General features: G+C 64.2%; 19 protein-coding genes. 15 read left to right on the top strand and 4 right to left on the bottom strand.

The genetic code is table 11. The annotated features are described in order from the left end of the window. Window positions 1-79 precede the first annotated feature (79 nt). Window positions 80-376, bottom strand: coding sequence for a hypothetical protein (locus VAR608DRAFT_RS07320; protein ID WP_088953457.1), 297 nt, complete (start codon window positions 374-376; stop codon window positions 80-82). A 154-nt stretch (window positions 377-530) separates the two neighbouring features. Here VAR608DRAFT_RS07320 and VAR608DRAFT_RS07315 point away from each other — a divergent pair, with 154 nt between their 5' ends. From VAR608DRAFT_RS07315 to VAR608DRAFT_RS07305, 3 genes are read left to right on the top strand one after another with little or no spacing between them, the layout of a single operon-like run. Continuing rightward, window positions 531-1691 carry a mandelate racemase/muconate lactonizing enzyme family protein gene (locus VAR608DRAFT_RS07315; RefSeq protein WP_088953456.1) on the top strand — a complete coding sequence of 387 codons (1161 nt, stop codon included), beginning with the start codon at window positions 531-533 and terminating at the stop codon, window positions 1689-1691. 37 nt (window positions 1692-1728) lie between these two features. Next, window positions 1729-2868 (top strand): M24 family metallopeptidase, encoded by a 1140-nt coding sequence (locus VAR608DRAFT_RS07310; RefSeq protein ID WP_088953455.1) that lies wholly within the window; start codon window positions 1729-1731, stop codon window positions 2866-2868. Window positions 2869-2891: 23 nt separating this feature from the next. Continuing rightward, window positions 2892-4331 (top strand): amidohydrolase family protein, encoded by a 1440-nt coding sequence (locus VAR608DRAFT_RS07305; protein WP_088953454.1) that lies wholly within the window; start codon window positions 2892-2894, stop codon window positions 4329-4331. Window positions 4332-4344: 13 nt separating this feature from the next. Here the strand turns inward: VAR608DRAFT_RS07305 and VAR608DRAFT_RS07300 are convergent, their stop codons facing one another. From VAR608DRAFT_RS07300 to VAR608DRAFT_RS07290, 3 genes are read right to left on the bottom strand one after another with little or no spacing between them, the layout of a single operon-like run. Continuing rightward, entirely contained in the window at window positions 4345-5352 is a 1008-nt protein-coding gene (locus VAR608DRAFT_RS07300) for a CobW family GTP-binding protein (RefSeq protein WP_231973318.1), read from the bottom strand. Window positions 5353-5381: 29 nt separating this feature from the next. After that, window positions 5382-5852, bottom strand: coding sequence for a RidA family protein (locus VAR608DRAFT_RS07295; protein ID WP_088953452.1), 471 nt, complete (start codon window positions 5850-5852; stop codon window positions 5382-5384). Between the two features lie 26 nt (window positions 5853-5878). After that, entirely contained in the window at window positions 5879-6625 is a 747-nt protein-coding gene (locus tag VAR608DRAFT_RS07290) for a GntR family transcriptional regulator (protein ID WP_088953451.1), read from the bottom strand. A gap of 197 nt (window positions 6626-6822) precedes the next feature. Here VAR608DRAFT_RS07290 and VAR608DRAFT_RS07285 point away from each other — a divergent pair, with 197 nt between their 5' ends. The 12 genes from VAR608DRAFT_RS07285 to VAR608DRAFT_RS07230 all read left to right on the top strand — a co-directional run bounded on the left by VAR608DRAFT_RS07285 (window position 6823) and on the right by VAR608DRAFT_RS07230 (window position 17814). Beyond that, window positions 6823-7824, top strand: a complete 1002-nt coding sequence (locus VAR608DRAFT_RS07285) for an ABC transporter substrate-binding protein (RefSeq protein ID WP_231973317.1) — start codon at window positions 6823-6825, stop codon at window positions 7822-7824. A 46-nt stretch (window positions 7825-7870) separates the two neighbouring features. Further along, window positions 7871-8662 carry an ABC transporter permease gene (locus VAR608DRAFT_RS07280; RefSeq protein WP_231973316.1) on the top strand — a complete coding sequence of 264 codons (792 nt, stop codon included), beginning with the start codon at window positions 7871-7873 and terminating at the stop codon, window positions 8660-8662. A gap of 70 nt (window positions 8663-8732) precedes the next feature. Next, entirely contained in the window at window positions 8733-9521 is a 789-nt protein-coding gene (locus VAR608DRAFT_RS07275) for an ABC transporter ATP-binding protein (protein WP_088953449.1), read from the top strand. Window positions 9522-9537: 16 nt separating this feature from the next. Then, window positions 9538-10626, top strand: a complete 1089-nt coding sequence (locus tag VAR608DRAFT_RS07270) for an NAD/NADP octopine/nopaline dehydrogenase family protein (RefSeq protein ID WP_088953448.1) — start codon at window positions 9538-9540, stop codon at window positions 10624-10626. Further along, window positions 10623-11513: a dipicolinate synthase subunit DpsA gene (locus tag VAR608DRAFT_RS07265; RefSeq protein WP_088953447.1), complete on the top strand. Its 891-nt coding sequence runs from the start codon at window positions 10623-10625 to the stop codon at window positions 11511-11513. Before VAR608DRAFT_RS07270 ends, VAR608DRAFT_RS07265 begins: the two co-directional genes overlap by 4 nt. Beyond that, a complete protein-coding gene (locus VAR608DRAFT_RS07260) occupies window positions 11510-12856 on the top strand; it encodes a dihydroorotase (RefSeq protein ID WP_088953446.1) in 1347 nt (448 codons plus the stop codon). The genes VAR608DRAFT_RS07265 and VAR608DRAFT_RS07260 overlap by 4 nt, the downstream gene beginning before the upstream one ends. Beyond that, complete coding sequence (locus VAR608DRAFT_RS07255) at window positions 12853-13533, top strand: resolvase (protein WP_157730705.1); 681 nt, start codon at window positions 12853-12855, stop codon at window positions 13531-13533. The genes VAR608DRAFT_RS07260 and VAR608DRAFT_RS07255 overlap by 4 nt, the downstream gene beginning before the upstream one ends. Window position 13534: 1 nt before the next feature. Next, a complete protein-coding gene (locus VAR608DRAFT_RS07250; RefSeq protein WP_088953444.1) occupies window positions 13535-13729 on the top strand; it encodes a 2-hydroxymuconate tautomerase in 195 nt (64 codons plus the stop codon). After that, window positions 13729-14718, top strand: coding sequence for an isochorismatase family protein (locus VAR608DRAFT_RS07245; RefSeq protein WP_088953443.1), 990 nt, complete (start codon window positions 13729-13731; stop codon window positions 14716-14718). The genes VAR608DRAFT_RS07250 and VAR608DRAFT_RS07245 overlap by 1 nt, the downstream gene beginning before the upstream one ends. Window positions 14719-14823: 105 nt before the next feature. Next, window positions 14824-15954: a Re/Si-specific NAD(P)(+) transhydrogenase subunit alpha gene (locus VAR608DRAFT_RS07240; protein ID WP_088953442.1), complete on the top strand. Its 1131-nt coding sequence runs from the start codon at window positions 14824-14826 to the stop codon at window positions 15952-15954. Between the two features lie 35 nt (window positions 15955-15989). Then, window positions 15990-16325: an NAD(P) transhydrogenase subunit alpha gene (locus tag VAR608DRAFT_RS07235; protein WP_088953441.1), complete on the top strand. Its 336-nt coding sequence runs from the start codon at window positions 15990-15992 to the stop codon at window positions 16323-16325. Between the two features lies 1 nt (window position 16326). Further along, window positions 16327-17814, top strand: a complete 1488-nt coding sequence (locus VAR608DRAFT_RS07230) for an NAD(P)(+) transhydrogenase (Re/Si-specific) subunit beta (protein ID WP_088953440.1) — start codon at window positions 16327-16329, stop codon at window positions 17812-17814. The last annotated feature ends 27 nt before the right edge of the window (window positions 17815-17841 follow it).

The following is a 17841-nucleotide window of genomic DNA, read 5'->3' as shown; positions in this document are numbered from 1 at the left end:
CGCCATCGGAGGCGGCGATTGAGTGGCTTCGCCCGGTCGGAATCGATCCTTCCCTGGGTTTTTCCGGTCCGCGACGACGCTAGAGCGCCAGTTTCTCCAGGTGGCGCTCAAACCGCTGTACAAGCTGGTGCATGTACTGCCGGGCCTCAGCAAACTCCGGGCTCCGCGCACGTGTCGCCATGTCCGCCTCGTAGGCTTCTTGCGTCTCGAACACGCATTGCCACCGGACGTCTGGCCCGGCCCCTTCAACCTTGGTGAAGATCTCGCCGGGAAGTAGCCCAAGGCGAGCTCTGATAGCGCTGGCATGCCGACGCTGCGCAAGCACTGCCGCTTCCTGCCCAGGACGGGCGTAGTAGTTTGTAGTTTCGACCAGCACGAACCATTCCTTTCATGAATTGATGTGTGAAACCTCGGCGAATCGGGATATTGACAACGATTCCATTTGATCACATACTGTGATCACACTGTTCGTAGGTGGTCGGCAGATGAGCTGCATGACGCGAGTGAGCAGGTATCCGAGGAGCCACTGAATGCCAACGATCAAGGCGATAGAGACATTGCTCGTGCAGTTGCCGACCCGGCGCGAGCACAAATGGACCGGATTGACCGAGTCGATCGGCCGGTACCTTCTGGTGCGACTGACGGACAGCGACGGTCGTGTAGGCTGGGGTGAGGCGCCAGCACTGAAGGATTGGGGCGGCGAATTCGGTCGCTACTTCGGTGAGTCCGTGTCCATCGCGCAGTTGGTCATCCAGAAGTACCTGGCGCCAGCGCTCGCCGGCGTTGAGCTCGGCAACTTCGCCGAAATGCATGCCCGTATGGATGCGGTGATCCGCGGCTATCCCTATGCCAAGGCAGCGGTGGAATTCGCGGCCTATGACGTCACCGGCCGCTGGCTGGATCTACCGGTGCACATGCTGTTGGGTGGCAGGGCCCGAGCCCGTATTCCGGTCACGCATTCCATCGGCCTGATTTCGATCGCCGAGGCGGAGAAGGAGGTGGCTCAGGTTGCGGCCGAGGGCATCAAGACGATCAAGATCAAGATCGGCGTCGACGCGAAGCGCGACATCGAGATGGTCCGAACCGTTCGCGGCGCCGTGGGTGAGGATGTCGAACTCTGTGTCGACGCCAACGAAGGCTACCGCACGCCCGGCGAGGCTATCTCCACGGTGCGTGCCATGGAGAAGTATCGGCTCAAGTATGTCGAACAGCCCGTCATGGGCATCGAGCGGATTGCCGAAGTGGCGCGCGCCATCGACCCTCCTGTCATGGCGGACGAGTCTGCCTGGAACGCCCACGACGCCATCCAGATCAGCGAACGCCGTGCGGCGCAGATCGTGTCGATCTACACGACCAAGCCGGGCGGTCTCTACAAGGCGATGGAAGTCGCCGCTGTTTGCAGGGCTGCGGGCATCATCTGCAACGTCAACGGTTCCGTTGAGACCGGAGTCGGCAATCTCGCCAACATCCACCTGGCGGCCGCGGCACCGGCGGCCACGTTGTCGTGCGTCGTTCCAGTGTCAACGCCAGCAGAGTGGCAGAAGGGCCAGGTGGGAGGCATCTATTACCGGGACGACCTGATCGTCGCACCGATGAAGCTCGTGGATGGCGCCATCGAGGTCCCGACGGGGCCTGGCATGGGCATCGACGTCGATCTCGCGAAGATCGAAAAGTACCAAGTGCGCGACTGAACGCGAACGTCCCTCTCTTATCCCAAGGAAACCCGAGATGCGCAAAGCAATCATCGAACGCCAAGTCAAGGCCATGGCCGAAAACGGGCTCGACGCCATGGTGTCGTGCTCGCCTGAAAACTACGCCTACGCGACGGGCTTTGTCGTGCCGTCGCAACCGCTGATCCGGCATCGGCACGCGATGGCCATCGTCCGGGCCGACGGAAAGACCGAGTTGTTCTCGGTGGACATGGAGGCCAGCACGGTGAAGCGTCGCGCGCCCGACGTACCCACGCGCATCTGGGCGGAGTTCACCGACGACGCGATGGTGGTTTTGGCGGAGCAACTCAAGAAGCTCGGGCTCTCACAGGCGCGCATCGGGATGGAGATGGACTATCTGCCTGCAGGCGATTTTGAGCGCCTGCGCAAGGCGATTCCGGAAGCCCGCTTCGAGCGCTGCGAACATATCCTCGCGCGGCTGCGCCAGATCAAGACGCCGGAAGAGATCGAGCTGCTTCGCCGTCTGTCGCGCATTGCCGACCAGGCCATCACCGATGCACTGGCGTCCGTCAAGGCGGGCGACTCGGAGATGGATATCGCAGGTCACCTGACCCGCAACGTCTATGCATTGGGGGCGGAGCACTTCAAGCTCATGATCGTCGCCACCGGCGAGCGCAGCGTGCTGCCGAATGTCGGTCCGAGCGAACGCCGGCTCAAGGCGCGTGACGTCTGCCGCGTCGAGATCTTCTCGGTCATCGACGGTTACCAGGCCGGCGTATGTCGCACCGCGGTTGTCCAGGAGGCGCCGCCGCATGCGGAGAAGATCTGGCAACACCTCGTCGACTGCAAGTACCGGATCATGGAGATGGTCAAGCCCGGCGCGAGCTGCTGCGCGATCTACGACGCATTCATCGCGAAGCTCTCGGAGATGGACTTGCCGCCGATCTCGTTCGTCGGGCACGGCATCGGTCTGCACCTCCACGAAGATCCCTACCTCGGAAAGACACCGGTCCTTGGCCGGCCTGGCAGCGACGCAGTGATTGAGGAAGGAATGGTCCTGGGGTTCGAGCCGCTGTGCTATGAAACCGGCTTCGGTTTCGGCATGCAAAACAAGGACATGCTGCTCGTCACCGCCGACGGCTGCGAGTTGCTGTCCGACTATGCCAACACCGACAAGCTGCTGGTCGTCAAGGGCTGAAGAACAACACTGGAAAGATTTCCATGCGTACGCTGATCGAGCACCTTGAATTTGCGTTTCTTGTCGACGACAAGGACACCGTCCTTCGCGATGCCAGCATCGTCATCGAGAACGACCGCATCCTCGACATCGGCTCTGCCGAAGTCATCACGACAAAGTACAAGGGCGGGAAGTACGACCGCGTGATAGACGGTCGAATGCTCGGCATTTGCCCGGGCTTCGTGGACAGCCACGTTCACCTGTCCGAAACGCTGTCGCGGGCCGTCTTCCCCGACAACCTGAACACCCGGGCATGGGTCTTTCACTGGGCCAAGCCCTTCTACGCCCACATCACCGAAGAGGACGAGTACTGGGGTGCGTTGTTGGGTATCACCGAGATGCTTCGCAACGGGACGACCTGCTTCATCGACATGGGCTCCCAGTACGACCCGGGCATCACCGTCCGGGCCATGGAGAAGACCGGCATCCGCGGCGTGACAGGGCGACACGCTGCGGACAATCCGCCGGCCGAGTTGCCGCGCGGCTGGACCGAGGAGATGGCGCGGCATCACTTCTTTCCGAGCGCCGAGGCTGCGCTGGCCGAGCTCGAGGCCTGCGTCCGCAAATACGATGGAGCGCTCGACGGTCGCGTGCGCTGCTGGGTGAATATCGAGGGCAAGGAGCCCTGCACGCTCGAACTGCACGTGGGTGCCCAGAAGCTTGCGGAACGACTCGGCGTTGGCACCACCTACCACTTGGCCACTTCGATCGAAGAGGCCAAGGTCTGCGAGGGCAAGTACGGCATGTGGCCCATCACGCGCATCGATCGTGCCGGCGGCATCGGCTCCAACCTGGTGATCGCACACGGTGCGGCGGTGAGCGATGAAGAGGTTTCCTTGCTCGCGCGTCGCGGCGCCAAGGTGGCCTTTTGCCCCTGCTCGTCTTTCAAGCTCGGAAAGGGCGCCACCGCGATTGGCAAGTATCCGGAGTTGGTGGCTGCCGGCGTCACGGTCGGATTGGGCACCGATGGCGTGTCCGCGGCCGGCAACATGAACCTGATGCGGCAGATGCTGCTGGTCGCCGGCATGTTCAAGGATGCACGCATGAAGCCCGATATCTTCACCGCACGCCAGGCGTTGCGGGCCGCTACGATCGACGGCGCCAAGGCCGCCATGTGGGACCACGATATCGGCTCGCTCGAAGTAGGCAAGAAGGCCGACTTCATTCTTTTCGACCTCGACCATATCGAATGGACGCCGTTTCACGACCCGCTGCAGGCGCTGGTGTTCTCGGCTTCCACCGCTTCCATCTCGCAGACCTGGGTCGATGGGAAGGTGCTCTTCAGCGATGGCAAGGTGCACGGCGTCGATGAAGTCGAACTGCGCCGCAAGGCCAGGGAACTCGCTGCCGCCGCGGTCAAGCGGGCAGGCCTGCACGAAGAGGGTGTCGAAACGACAACGACGCTTTACGACGGCGGCAACTGATGGGAGAGCGGATTCAGGCGACGCTGGTTTCGTAGACGGAGCGCAGTGAATGCTCGATCGCCCGGGCGGTGAGGTCGCGTGCAATGAAGACGATCCATCCGGGCGAGCCCGTACCTGCAGGCCAACTCGGCAGTCGATCCGGGGGATAGAGCACATGCTGCACGCCCTGGACCACCACGGGCCGCTCATCATCCGTCACGCCGAGAAGACCTTTCACACGAAGGATTGAGTCGCCCCTGTTTGCGAGCAGCAAGTCGAGCCAGTCGACAAAGACGCTCCATTCCACGGGGCGCTCCAGATGGACTGTGAACGTTCGGATCGCGTCATCATGGTGGCCCACCAGTGGACCCAATGGCGCGTCACTCCCGCCCGGTGCGTTCGCGACGATCGGCAGGATCGACTCGGGTCGGCGCCACCGCGCTTCGGATTCGTCGAAGACCGCGCGAGCCGGCAACTGGCCTTTGCTCGAAGTCGCGAAGATCGCCCCTGGGTTCGCCGCACGCAGCTTTTCGAGGAAGGCCGCGCAATCGGACTCGTCGACCAGATCCGCCTTGGTCAGGATCACCCGGTCCGCCGTGGCCAACTGTTGCCGGGCTTCCCGGTGACGGACCAGGGTCTGGTCGCCGTTGACGGCGTCGACCGTGGTGATCACCTGCCCGAGTCGGAACCATGGCGTCAGGCTTTGCTCGCTGAGAATGGCTTGCATGATCGGTGCAGGGTCGGCCATGCCAGTCGTCTCGACGACCACGCGCGCAAACGCCGGAATCTCTCCGCTGCGCATCAAGGCATTCAGTTCGCTCAGCGTCGACACCAGGTCGTCCCGGACCGAGCAACACATGCAACCTGAACTGAGCAGGACGACGTCTTCGGCAACTTCCCGCACGAGCAGGTGGTCAAGCCCGACCTCGCCGAATTCGTTGATGACGACCGCGGTGTCCGCCAGGTCCGTGTCGGCCAGCAGGTGGCGCAGCAGCGTCGTCTTGCCGCTGCCGAGGAAGCCGGTCAACACGTGGATCGGCACTCGACCATCGAGTCTGGGGCTGCTCATGTTCAGACGATCTCGAAAATGGCGTCCACTTCCACAGCGACATTGCGCGGCAGCGAATTGCAGCCGACTGCCGCTCGCGCATGCCTGCCTGCGTCACCGAACACCTCGACCATCAGATCCGAAGCGCCATTGATGACCTTGGGGTGCTCGCCGAACTCTGGCGTCGCATTGACGAAACCGCCCAAGCGCACGCAGCCCGCCACGCGGTCCAGGCTCCCTCCCAGCGCAGTGCGCAACTGCGCGAGGATGTTGATTGCACACAGCCGCGCTGCCTTCTGGGCATCTTCGATCGACACGTCTCTTCCGACCTTGCCGACGTACTGGTCCTTGCCGTCCGCGGTTGGCACTTGGCCGGCGATGTACATCCTCGAGCCACTCTTGCGAGCCGGGATGTAGTTGGCTGCGGGCGCCACTGGATTCGGCAATTCGATGCCAAGCTGCTTGAGACGGGCGTCGTGTCCTTGCTGAGTCATGTCCTTCAAGTCCTGTGATGGGTGGATCAGTTGCCGAAATAGAGATCGTCGAGCGGGGCGGAGAGCAAATCGGTTGCCTGCAGTTCGGCAAGCGCGGGCGCCAATGACTGCGCAGTGTTTCGAATGTCGCGCAGCACCCCGCGCTTCGCAACGCCAGGTTTTTTCGCTCGAAGACCTTCGAGGATTTCGACGTGTGCCGATGCGTCCCATGGCATGTCCGGGGATAGCAGCGACAAGTACATCGTGGGCCCGAATTGCAGCCAAAGGGATTCGACGAGCGGCATGACCACCTCGGTACCGGACGCCTCGTACAGCGTGAAATGAAATCGCTGGTTGGACGACAGGCAGCCGATCAGGTTGCGCTTTGCGATTGCCTCGAGAAGGTCGTTGTTGATGTTCGTCAGCGACTTGAGCAGGGCTGGCGTGCAGTTGTTGCAGGCCATCTCCGTGGCCATGCCTTCGATCAATTCCCTCACGGCGAAAAGCTCATTGAGCTTCTTGGGCGTGAGACGGGGCACGCGGACCGAACCGCTCGTCGTGTCCTCCAGCGCGTTGATCACGACCAGGCGCGTCAGCGCCTCTCGAATCGGCATCGGACTGGTACCGAAGCTGGCGGCCAGCTTGCGCAGGCTCATCACCTGCCCGGGCACGAAGGCGCCCACCATCAGTCCTCGTCGCAGCCTTTGGAAGACTTCTTCCGGGACGCTGCCGCGTGCCCGTTTGCTCGGCTCTTCCGCGATGTCCGCTTGACGGCGGCTGGCGATCTTTTCCATGGCGCTCCCTCTGGGAATGTGTACTTTGCGTGGAGTGCGGGTTAACCCGGTTGTTGGCGATTATAGGTGTGATCACACTTAGTGATCAATAGAGAAAACACAGAGAACAGATGCGAGATCGCCAACCCTAGTCCCGGCCAGCCGCTCACGCAAGTTTCGGCCCCGGTTCATTCACCCAACCCCATGGCAGGTATTTCATGCGTTTCCATTATTCGGCCATTTCATTGACTTGCGGCATTCGAGCGGCAGCCGTTGCGGCGGCGTTCGCACTGACCTCGGCAGCCTGGGCTGCGGACGATGTCAATGTGCGCTTCAGCTGGAAACTCAAGGGCGAGTACGCCCATCTGTACCTGGCGCAGGAACAGGGAATGTATGCGGCCAACAAGCTCGATGTCCGGATGGGGGAGGGCGCCGGCGCACCGGCCGCGCTGGGCGCACTGCTGCAGGGCCAGGAGGACGTCGTGGTCATGCCCGCCATCTTCGCGGTGTCCGCGATCCAGAAGGGCATGCCCGTCAAGATCATTGCCCTCTATCAACCGAAGACGCCCGTGGTGCTGATCTCGCAGCCGGACAAGCCAGTGCTCAAGCCCAAGGACCTGGAAGGCAAGACCGTCGCGCACTCCGTGGGTGAAACGGGAACCTCCTATCTGGCGGTCTTCTGTGCCGTCAACCACATCGACTGCACCAAGGTGAAGAAGGTCCAGATGGACGCGCAATCGCGCGTGCCCCAATTCCTGCAGAAGCAGGTCGACGTGGTCAGCGTCTACAAGAACAACGACCTCCCGATCATCGAGGCGCGCATCGGTACGAAATTCCCGACGCTCGACCTCGCCCAGAACGGCCTGGCGATCCCCGGGCTGGCCGCGGTATCGAGCAACGCCGCGATTGCAAAGAAGCCCGACGTACTCAAGCGCTATCTCGCGGCGGTGAACCAGGGCATCGAGGCAACCCGGAAGGACCCGAAGGCTGCGACATCGGCGATTTCGAAGGCCTGGAAGGGCGGGCCGGCGCCGGAGGTTATCGAAGAACAGGTGCGGGCGACGATGGAAGCGATCGAAGCACCGCCCGGCAAGCCGCTCGGGTGGACGGACCCGAAAACGATCGCGCAAGCGCTCGAGCTCCTGAAGACTGACGAAGGCATCGGTGCGCCGAGGCCGACCGAGACCTTCTATACCAATGACCTGCTGACCCAGCCGTAGCCCAAGGTGATCCATGACAGAACTCAAACACCCCGGAATCGTCGCAATGCCCGTCTCCAGAAGCACGAAGAAGAAGCCGCCGCGCATCAGATTCGTCGAGCGCTACGCCTCCGTGCTGCTGGCGATCGGTGTACTCGTGCTTTGGCAACTCGCGGTGCCCCTGTCAGGCCTCTCGGAGTTCGTTCTGCCGACGCCACTCGCAATCGCGAAGCGAATGGTGACCGACTTCAACCTTCTCGCGACGCATTCGTACATCACTCTGCTCGAAGTGCTGGGCGGCTTTCTCTCCGGCGTAATGGTCGGCATCCCGCTGGCACTGGCGATCTTCTATTCGAAAGTCTTCGAGCGCGCGGTGTATCCGCTTCTCGTGGCACTGCAGACCGTTCCGAAGATCGCGCTCGCGCCGCTGCTCGTGCTCTACCTCGGCTACGGCTGGGCGCCGAAGATCAGCCTGGCCTTCCTGATCTCGTTCTTCCCGATCGTGATCTCGACGGTGGTCGGCCTGCAGTCGCTCGACAAGGGGCTCGTGAACATGGTCCGGTCGATGGGCGCGACCGAGGCGCAGACCTTCTTCAAGGTTCGCCTGCCGGCAGCGCTGCCGAGCATCTTCGGCGGCCTCAAGGTCGCGATCTCGCTGGCAGTCATCGGCGCGATCATCGGCGAGTACATCGCCGCCGAACGCGGTCTCGGCTACCTGCAACTCCAGGCGAACTCGCAGTTCGATACCACCCTGAATTTCGCAACCGTCGTCACGATCTCACTGATCGGCGTGCTGCTGTATTTCGTCCTTGCGCTCGTCGAGAGCAAAGTTTCGTTTCACCGCGAGAGCGCCAAATGATGGGAATCCGCCATGAACCTGAAGTATGCGAAGGAACGCGTCCTGCGAGCCGGCGCCGGGAGTCGACGCGATGAGTAGCGCAGCCGCCGTCACAATCGAAGGCGTCTCCAAGTCCTACGAGGTGCGCGCAGGCGACGACGTGCTTGCGCTGGATCGGGTCGACCTCGACATCAAGCCAGGCAGCTTTGTCGCCATTGTGGGCCCCAGCGGGTGCGGCAAGAGCACGTTGCTGTCGCTCCTGGCGGGCCTCACACCGGTGAGTTCCGGGCGACTGGGAATCGACGGCGACATTGTGGTCAAGCCACATCCAAAGGCTGGCGTCGTCTTCCAGTCCGACCTGCTGCTCTATTGGCGCAGCATTCTCGACAACATCCTGCTGCCTATCGAGATCAAGGGCCTGGATCGCAAGGCCTACACCGACCGGGCGCGCGAACTGCTGGCGCAGGTCGGGCTCAAGGGCTTTGCCGACAAGTTTCCCTCCGAGCTTTCGGGCGGCATGCGCCAGCGCGTGGCGATCTGCCGTGCCTTGATCCAGGAGCCGGGGCTGCTCTTGATGGACGAGCCTTTCGGCGCGCTCGACGCGCTGACGCGCGAGCAGATGATCATGGATCTGCAGACCATGTGGATCCGTCTGCGCAACACGGTGCTGTTCATCACCCACGGCATCGATGAAGCGGTGTTCCTCGCCGATCGGGTCATCGTCATGTCGCCGCGGCCCGGCCGCGTGGACCTGGATCTCGCCATCGATATCCCGAGACCGAGACGTTGGAGCGGTATCCATGAGGACCCCGCCTTCCAGCACCACGTCCGGCAGGTGCGCGAGATGTTCGAAGCCAAGGGCGTGCTCGTCGCGCACTGACCAGACAGAGGCAAGAATGAAAGTATCCATATTGGGCGCCGGCGCCGGTGGGGCCGCGGCCGTGGCCGAACTCACGCGAGCCGGCCATGAGGTTGTGCTCTGGAATCGCTCTCCAGAAACGCTGAGCCCCTTCCAGGAACTCGGTGGCGTGCGCTACGAAGGCGTTCTCGGCGAAGGCATTGCACGGCCCACGCTGATCACGGCCGAGCTCTCGGAAGCCATCAAGGGCGTCGATGCGGCGGTCGTGACACTGCCGACCTTCTCGCATGCGCCTGTCGCGCGTGCGCTCGCCGCCGCGTGCTGGCCGGCGAACCGTCCGGTGGTGCTGAATCCCGGGCACACCGGCGGCGCGCTGGAATTCGCGCAAGCCTTGCGAAGCGTGCGCGCCGATCTGCCGCCGATCGCCGAGTTCTCGACACTGACCTACGTCGCGCGCAAGTACGAGCCCGATGCCGTGACCGTGAGCGGTCGGGCGCGCCAAGTGCGTGCGGCGGCGCTGCCCGGTGGCGAGGCGGCACTGTCCGTGGCATGCGACTTGTTCCCGGGCGCCACACCGGTCGGCGACGTGCTCGCGTCGGCACTCGCCAATGCCAACCTGGTGTTGCATCCGCCGGGCGCGGTCCTCGCGGCGGCCTGGGTCGAGGCGACGCGCGGCGATTTCACCTTCTACGTCCAGGCCATGACGCCCGGGGTTGCGCGCACCATGCGCGCGCTCGACGACGAGCGACTGGCCGTGGCGGCCGCCTTCGGCCATCGCCTGCCCAACCTGGTCGACGAAATGAAGCTGATCGGCACTGTGGAATCGTCCGTCACTGACTCGCAGGACTTCGTGGCCGCGATCGCGGGCGGCGAGGCCAACCAGCGGATCAAGGGCCCTGACTCGCTCCAGCACAGGTACTACCGGGAGGACTTCGGTCATGGTCTGCTTCCCTTCCTCGAACTCGCCGCGATCGCCGGCGTGGCCACGCCGGTCGCGCGCTCGCTCTTCACGCTCGCGCAAGCGCTGGTGGGTGTCGACTACAGCAAGGGCGGACGTACCGCCGAGGCGATGGGCATCGCGGGCCTGTCGAAATCCGAACTTCTTCAACGTGTGAGGCAGTCATGAACTGGGACCAAGTCGTCATTGCGATCGTGGGCGGCGATCGTCGCGAACAGGAAATCGCCCGCTGTGCGGTTGCGGCCGGAGCCCAGGTGCGTGTTTACGGATTTCCGTGGCCCGAACAGGGCATCGCCGGCGCTGTTTGTGCAGCGAGCGCGCGTGAGGCGCTGGAAGGTGCCGACATCGCGCTCTTTCCCATCCCGGGCATCGCACCGGACGGTGCGCTCTTCGCGCCGCAGTGCACTGAACGCATCATCCCGGATCGCGAGATGCTGGCCGGCATGCGCCGTCCGGGGCACATCATCCTGGGGTGGGCGGACCCCAAGCTCAAGGCCCATTGCGAAGCGCTCAACATCAGCCTGCATGAGTACGAGTGGGATGAGGACCTCATGCTGCTGCGTGGACCGGCGATCGTCGAAGGCATGCTCAAGGTGCTGATCGAGAACACCGACATCACGATCCACAAGGCCAAGGTGTGCCTGGTGGGGCAGGGGACGATCGGGTCATTGGTCACCCACACATTGCTTGCGCTCGGCGCACATGTCCACGTCGCCGCGCGCAATCCGGTGCAACGCGCGGCGGCATACGCCGCGGGTGCCGATTCGCACGAACTGTCCGACCTGGCCCGGGTACTTCCGGGCACGGATATCGTCATCGCCAGCGTGCCGGCGCGCGTTCTCGGACGCGACTTGCTCGAGACATTGCCCAAGCATGCCCTGCTCGTCGATCTCGCCGCGCCGCCCGGCGGCATCGACCGCGGCGCCGCGCAGGAGCTCGGGCTCAAGTTCGTCTGGGCCCGCGGACTCGGCGCGCGCGCACCCATCACCGTCGGCCGAAGCCAATGGAGCGGCGTGCAGCGCCGCATCGACAACATCCTGAAGGAGAAGCAATGAGCGCCGATCTGGTGATTCGCAACGCACGCGTGGTTCGCCACGATGGAGAATTCCACGGCGGTGTGGCCGTCAAGGACGGCAAGATCGTCCTGACTGGCGCCGACAGCGCCTTGCCAAGAGGCCATCGCGAGATCGACGCCGGGGGCCGCGTGCTGATGCCGGGCGTGATCGATCCGCATTGCCACCTGGGCGTCAAGTACCCGTATGCCGAAGACATGCGTACCGAGACGGCGGCGGCCGCCTCCGGTGGCGTGACTACGGCGCTGCTCTACATCCGCAATCTCAAGCCTTCCTATCTGCCGTTCTACGAAGAGCGCAAGGCGCTGGGCGAAGAGAACTCGATCATCGACTTCGGCTTCCACTTCGGTATCCAGCGCGAGGAGCACATCGCCGAGATTCCCGAGATCGTCCAGAAGACCGGCGTGCGTTCGTTCAAGTGCTACTTCGGCTATGAGCCCGACAACCCGATCGGCATCGTGCCGGCGACCGATGGCTGGGTGTACGCCGCGATGCGCATCCTGGCCAAGATCCCCGGCGCGCTCATCAACGTCCACTGCGAGAACACGCAGATCGCCGCCTGGATGAAGAACGAGATCAAGGCGACAGGGCGTCAGGACCTTGGCGCCTACACGGAATCCCGCCCCGCCTTCTGCGAGGTCGAAACCATCCGCCGCATGATCTTCCTCGCGGAGCGCACGGGCTGCTCGCTTCACCTCGTCCACACTTCCGTCGGGATGGGTCCGGTGCTGGCTGCCGAGGCGCAGGCGCGCGGCGTGCATGTCACCGTCGAGACCTGCCAGCACTACCTCACGCGCACGGCCTACGACAGCGACCTCGACATGCGCGCCAAGATCTCTCCGCCGCTGCGCGACAAGGAAGAGCAGGAGGGATTGTGGCGCGGCGTGATGAACGGTTCGGTCTACAGCCTGGGCACCGATCACGTGCCCTTCCTGCCGAAGAAGCTCGAAGATCTCTGGACCGAGCTGCCCGGCGTGGTGTCCTTTCCGTGGGAGTTGTCTCTGATGCTGCACTTCGGCGTGCATCAGCGGGGCTTGCCGCTGTCGCGGCTGGTCCAGCTCAATTCGGCCAATCCCGCGCGCCGCTTCGGCCTGTGGCCACGCAAGGGCAACATCGAGGTGGGCTTCGACGCCGACCTTGTCCTCGTCGACCTCGACGAAGAGCGCACCGTCCACCACACCGGCAAGGGCACCTGCATTTATGAGGGCTGGAAGCTCAAGGGATGGCCCGTGCTCACGGTGTCGCGGGGCGCGGTCGTCTACGAGAACGGCAAGGTCGACGAAAGTCTCTTCGGCCGCGGCCGTTGCCTTTCCCGGGCCTCGTGACCATGGAGACCGGACTTCGCGAAGCCGCGACCGGCGGGGTAGCGCCCCGTTCCCGGAGCACGGTCCAGCGCATCGCAGACCTGCGCGGGGCGACGCGGGAACTCGCCAGGCTCAGGCCACGTCCGCGGCTGGAACGGCTGTCGGGTCTTCACAATCCGTGGGGCCATGCGGCCGCACGCACGGATGCCTGGCGCTTCCTGGACCTGTGCGAAGACCCGGGCATCGTGGATCGGGTGCAGTCGGCGATCGGTCCGGACATCGTGCTGTGGGATTCCGAACTGCACCTGGAAGCGGCCTCGTACCAGCGTTTCGTCGATGAAGGCCGCGAAGGGCGCTACTGGCCTGTTATGCCACTGGCAGGCGCAGTGGTGCTCGTGGCGCCGGAGCAGGTGCAGCCCCTGACCTGCATTGAACTGGACCGCGTTGTGTCCGGGCTGCCGTCGCTGGATCCGGGCGAGCCTCTCTATGTGATCCGCTATATGCCGGCGACCAGCCACTTTCTTCGCGACGCCCGCGCGCCGGCCAACTGGATCGCCATGGAGGAACAGCCGCTCATCAACCATGCCGTCCGGCCGCTCTGGCTCGTGCGCGGCGAAGACCGTGCGGGCAACGACTTCGTCACGGGCTTCTCACTCCTCGTCCCGCGTTGGGCAGGAATTCAACCTAAGGAGCACTGACATGCCATTCGTCATCGTCGAAATGTGGGAGGGTCGAACGGTCGACCAGAAGCGAAATCTGGTCAAGGCCATCACGCAGGCCATGGTCGACCACGCAGGATGCAAGCCGGACCACCTCCACGTCGTGATCCACGACACGCCCAAGGACAGCTGGGGGCGCAATGGCGTGCTCGGCATCGATATGAAGGAAAAATGATGAACCTCCAGGACCTCGACCCTCGCACTTCGGCGCTGCTGGTCATTGACCTCCAGAACGCCTTCATTCATGAGAAGGGAACGCTCGGCATCTCCGGCGTCGATACGAAGCGTCTGTCGTCGATCGTGCCGGCCCTCGCGGAATTGATCCCGCGTTGCCAGGCGGCCGGCATCCCGGTCATCTGGACCGTGCAGGAACACTTTGCAGTGGACGCCAGCCGCGCGCGCAAGAGGCTCGCCGGCCACACTTCGCGGCGCAAGCAGGTCTCCGCGCTGGCCGGGAGTTGGGACGAGGAGATCGTCGATGAACTGAAGCCGTTGGCCGCCTTCAATCCGTCTTACGTCATCCGCAAGCACCGTTTCGGCGCCTTCTACGAGACTCGCCTCGAGATGATGTTGAAGATGCTGGGAACTCGGACGCTCTTCGTGGCCGGAACCACGACGAATGCTTGTGTCGAAACCAGCATCCGTGAGGCCTATCTGCGCGACTACGATGTCGTTGCGCTGAACGATTGCATCTCCGGCGTCAACGGAGAGTGGGAAGAAACGGCAAAGCAGGTCTGGAAGCAGTACTTCTGCGAGCTGTCGGACTCAATGGAGATGCGCAGCTGGATCGATGAGAAGTCCGCGCCGCGCACGCTCGGCTATGGCCACATGTTGCTGATGGTGCAGAACGTGGAGCGTTCCGCGTCCTTCTATGTGAACCAGCTCGGCTTTTCCATTCGGCCTGCGAAGCCATTGGCCGACGGCCGGCCCTTCACCGCGTTTCACCAGGGCATCGCGATTGTCGGCGGGCGTGCGCCGGCGCACCGGCAGATCGATCACATGGCCTTCGAAGTCAATGATGTCCGTGCGCTGCGGGAGCGGCTGAAAAGGGCGGACGTCGAGTTCCAGCAGGATCTGCACGACGGGCCCTATGGCCTGACGATTTACGTGTCCGATCCGGACGGAACCAGGGTCGAGCTTTATCAGGTTGGCGCGACCGCCTGAGTGACTCGCGTCGCCGGCTGACGGCGACGATTCAATCCGACGCACGACACCTGGCGCGAGCGCCGGGTGTCGTGTCGTCTCGTCCACCTCATCCAAGGATCCCCCATGCTCATAGGCGTGCCGGCCGAAACTGCGCCAGGCGAAACCCGAGTGGCCGTCACTGCGGAAACTGCGAAGAAACTGGTGCAGCAGGGCCATACCGTGCGAGTGCAATCGGGCGCGGGCACCATCGCCAGCGTCACCGATGCGGCCTATGAGGCCGCAGGCGCGGAGATCACCGATGCCGCGGGCGCCTTCGGCTGCGAGATCGTGCTGAAGGTGCGCTCGCCCTCCGAATCGGAACTGGCGTTGATGAAGCCCGCCACCGTGCTGGTCGGCATGCTCAACCCCTTCGACGCCCAGGGCCTGCAGCGCCTGGCCACCGCCGGCCTCACCTCCTTCGCCCTCGAAGCCGCCCCTCGCACCACGCGCGCGCAGAGCATGGACGTGCTCTCCTCGCAGGCCAACATCGCCGGCTACAAGGCCATCATGATGGCTGCCGACAAGTACCAGCGCTTCTTCCCGATGCTCATGACCGCCGCCGGCACCGTCAAGGCCGCCCGGGTCGTGATCCTGGGCGTGGGCGTCGCGGGCCTGCAGGCCATCGCCACCGCCAAGCGCCTGGGCGCGGTGATCGAGGCTTCGGACGTTCGCCCCTCGGTCAAGGAGCAGGTCGAGTCTCTCGGCGCCAAGTTCATCGACGTGCCCTACGAGACCGCCGAGGAGAAGGAAGCTGCCGAAGGCGTCGGCGGCTATGCGCGGCCGATGCCCCAGAGCTGGCTCGATCGCCAGAAGGTCGAGGTCGCCAAGCGCGTGGCGCAGGCGGACGTGGTCATCAGCACCGCGCTGATCCCGGGCCGCGCCGCACCGACCCTCATCACCGAGGACATGGTCAAGGCCATGAAGCCGGGCTCTGTCATCGTCGACATCGCCGCCGGCAAGGGCCCCGAGGGCGTGGGCGGCAACTGCCCGCTGTCCGAAGCCGACAAGACGGTGGTCAAGCACGGCGTGACGATCGTCGGCGAGACCAACCTGCCCGCGCTGGTGGCGGCCGATGCCTCCTCGCTCTACGCGCGCAACGTGCTCGACTTCTTGAAGCTCGTGCTGCCCAAGGAGGGGGGCCTGAAGATCGACCTCGAGGACGACATCGTCGCCGCCTGCCGCATGACGCAGGACGGCCAGGTCACGAAGAAGTAACGACGAACGCGAGAACCCCGAGGAGAAGAAAAGCCATGGACCCCGTATCCCACACCGTCATCAACCTGATCATCTTCGTGCTGGCCATCTACGTGGGCTACCACGTGGTGTGGACCGTCACGCCGGCGCTGCACACGCCGCTGATGGCCGTGACCAACGCGATTTCCGCCATCGTCATCGTCGGCGCGATGCTGGCCGCGGCGCTGACCGAATCGGCGCTGGGCAAGACCATGGGCGTGCTCGCCGTGGCGCTGGCGGCGGTGAACGTCTTCGGCGGCTTCCTGGTCACGCGCCGCATGCTCGAGATGTTCAAGAAGAAGGACAAGAAGCCGGCCGCCGCAGCCAGCGCCGCCAAGGCGGAGGGCCACTGACATGTCGATGAACGTCGTCACGCTCTTGTACCTGATCGCCTCGGTCTGCTTCATCCAGTCCCTCAAGGGCCTGTCGCATCCCACCACCTCGATCCGCGGCAACCTCTTCGGCATGGTCGGCATGGCGATCGCCATCCTGACCACGGCCGCGCTCATCGTGCAGCTCTCGGGCGGCAAGGCCATCGGCATGGGCTGGGTGCTGCTGGGCCTGGTGGCCGGCGGCGGCTACGGCGCCTATCGCGCCCGGACCGTCGAGATGACGCAGATGCCCGAGCTGGTGGCCTTCTTCCACAGCATGATCGGCCTGGCGGCCGTCTTCATCGCGGTGGCGGCGGTCGTGGAGCCCTGGGCCTTCGGCATCACGCCGCTGCCGGTGGCGGCGAGCGGCACGGTCGACACGCCCGAAGGCGCGATGATCGTCGACGGGTTCCTCCGCTATGCGATCCCCACGGGCAACCGGCTGGAGCTGTTCCTGGGGGCCGCCATCGGCGCCATCACCTTCAGCGGCTCGGTCATCGCCTTCGGCAAGCTCTCGGGCAAGTACAAGTTCCGCCTGTTCCAGGGCGCGCCGGTGCAGTTCAAGGGCCAGCACCTGCTGAACCTGGTGCTGGGCCTGGCGACCATCGCGCTGGGCCTCCTCTACATGGCCACCGAGAGCTGGCTCGCGTTCGGGCTGATGGTGATCCTGGCCTTCGTGATGGGCGTCTTGATCATCATCCCGATCGGCGGGGCGGACATGCCGGTGGTGGTGTCGATGCTCAACAGCTACTCGGGCTGGGCCGCCGCGGGCATCGGCTTCAGCCTGAACAACGCGATGCTGATCGTGGCCGGCTCCCTCGTGGGCAGCTCGGGCGCGATCCTGTCCTACATCATGTGCAAGGCGATGAACCGCTCGTTCTTCAGCGTGATCCTGGGCGGCTTCGGCGGCGAGGCGGCCACGGCCACGGGCGGCGCCAAGGAGCAGCGCCCGGTCAAGAGCGGCAGCGCCGACGATGCGGCCTACATGCTGGGCAATGCGGACACGGTGATCATCGTGCCGGGCTACGGCCTGGCGGTGGCGCGGGCGCAGCACGCGGTCAATGAACTCGCGGAAAAGCTCACCCACAAGGGCGTGACGGTGAAGTACGCGATCCATCCGGTGGCCGGGCGCATGCCGGGGCACATGAACGTGCTGCTCGCGGAGGCCGAGGTGCCCTACGACCAGGTCTTCGAGATGGAGGACATCAACGGCGAGTTCGCCCAGGCCGACGTGGCGATCATCCTGGGGGCCAACGACGTGGTGAACCCGGCGGCGCTGCAAAAGGGCACGCCGATCTACGGCATGCCGATCCTGGAGGCCTACAAGGCCAAGACGGTGATCGTGAACAAGCGCAGCATGGCCGCCGGCTACGCGGGGCTGGACAACGAACTGTTCTACATGGACAAGACCATGATGGTGTTCGGGGACGCCAAGAAGGTCGTGGAAGACATGGCGAAGGCAATCGAGTAGGCGCCACGCCGAAGCGTACGTTGCGGC

The sequence above is a fragment of the Variovorax sp. HW608 genome (assembly GCF_900090195.1).
GTDB lineage: Bacteria > Pseudomonadota > Gammaproteobacteria > Burkholderiales > Burkholderiaceae_C > Variovorax.
The sequence above is the reverse complement of the archived record's forward strand: the minus strand, read 5'-3'. Positions and strand labels throughout refer to the sequence as shown.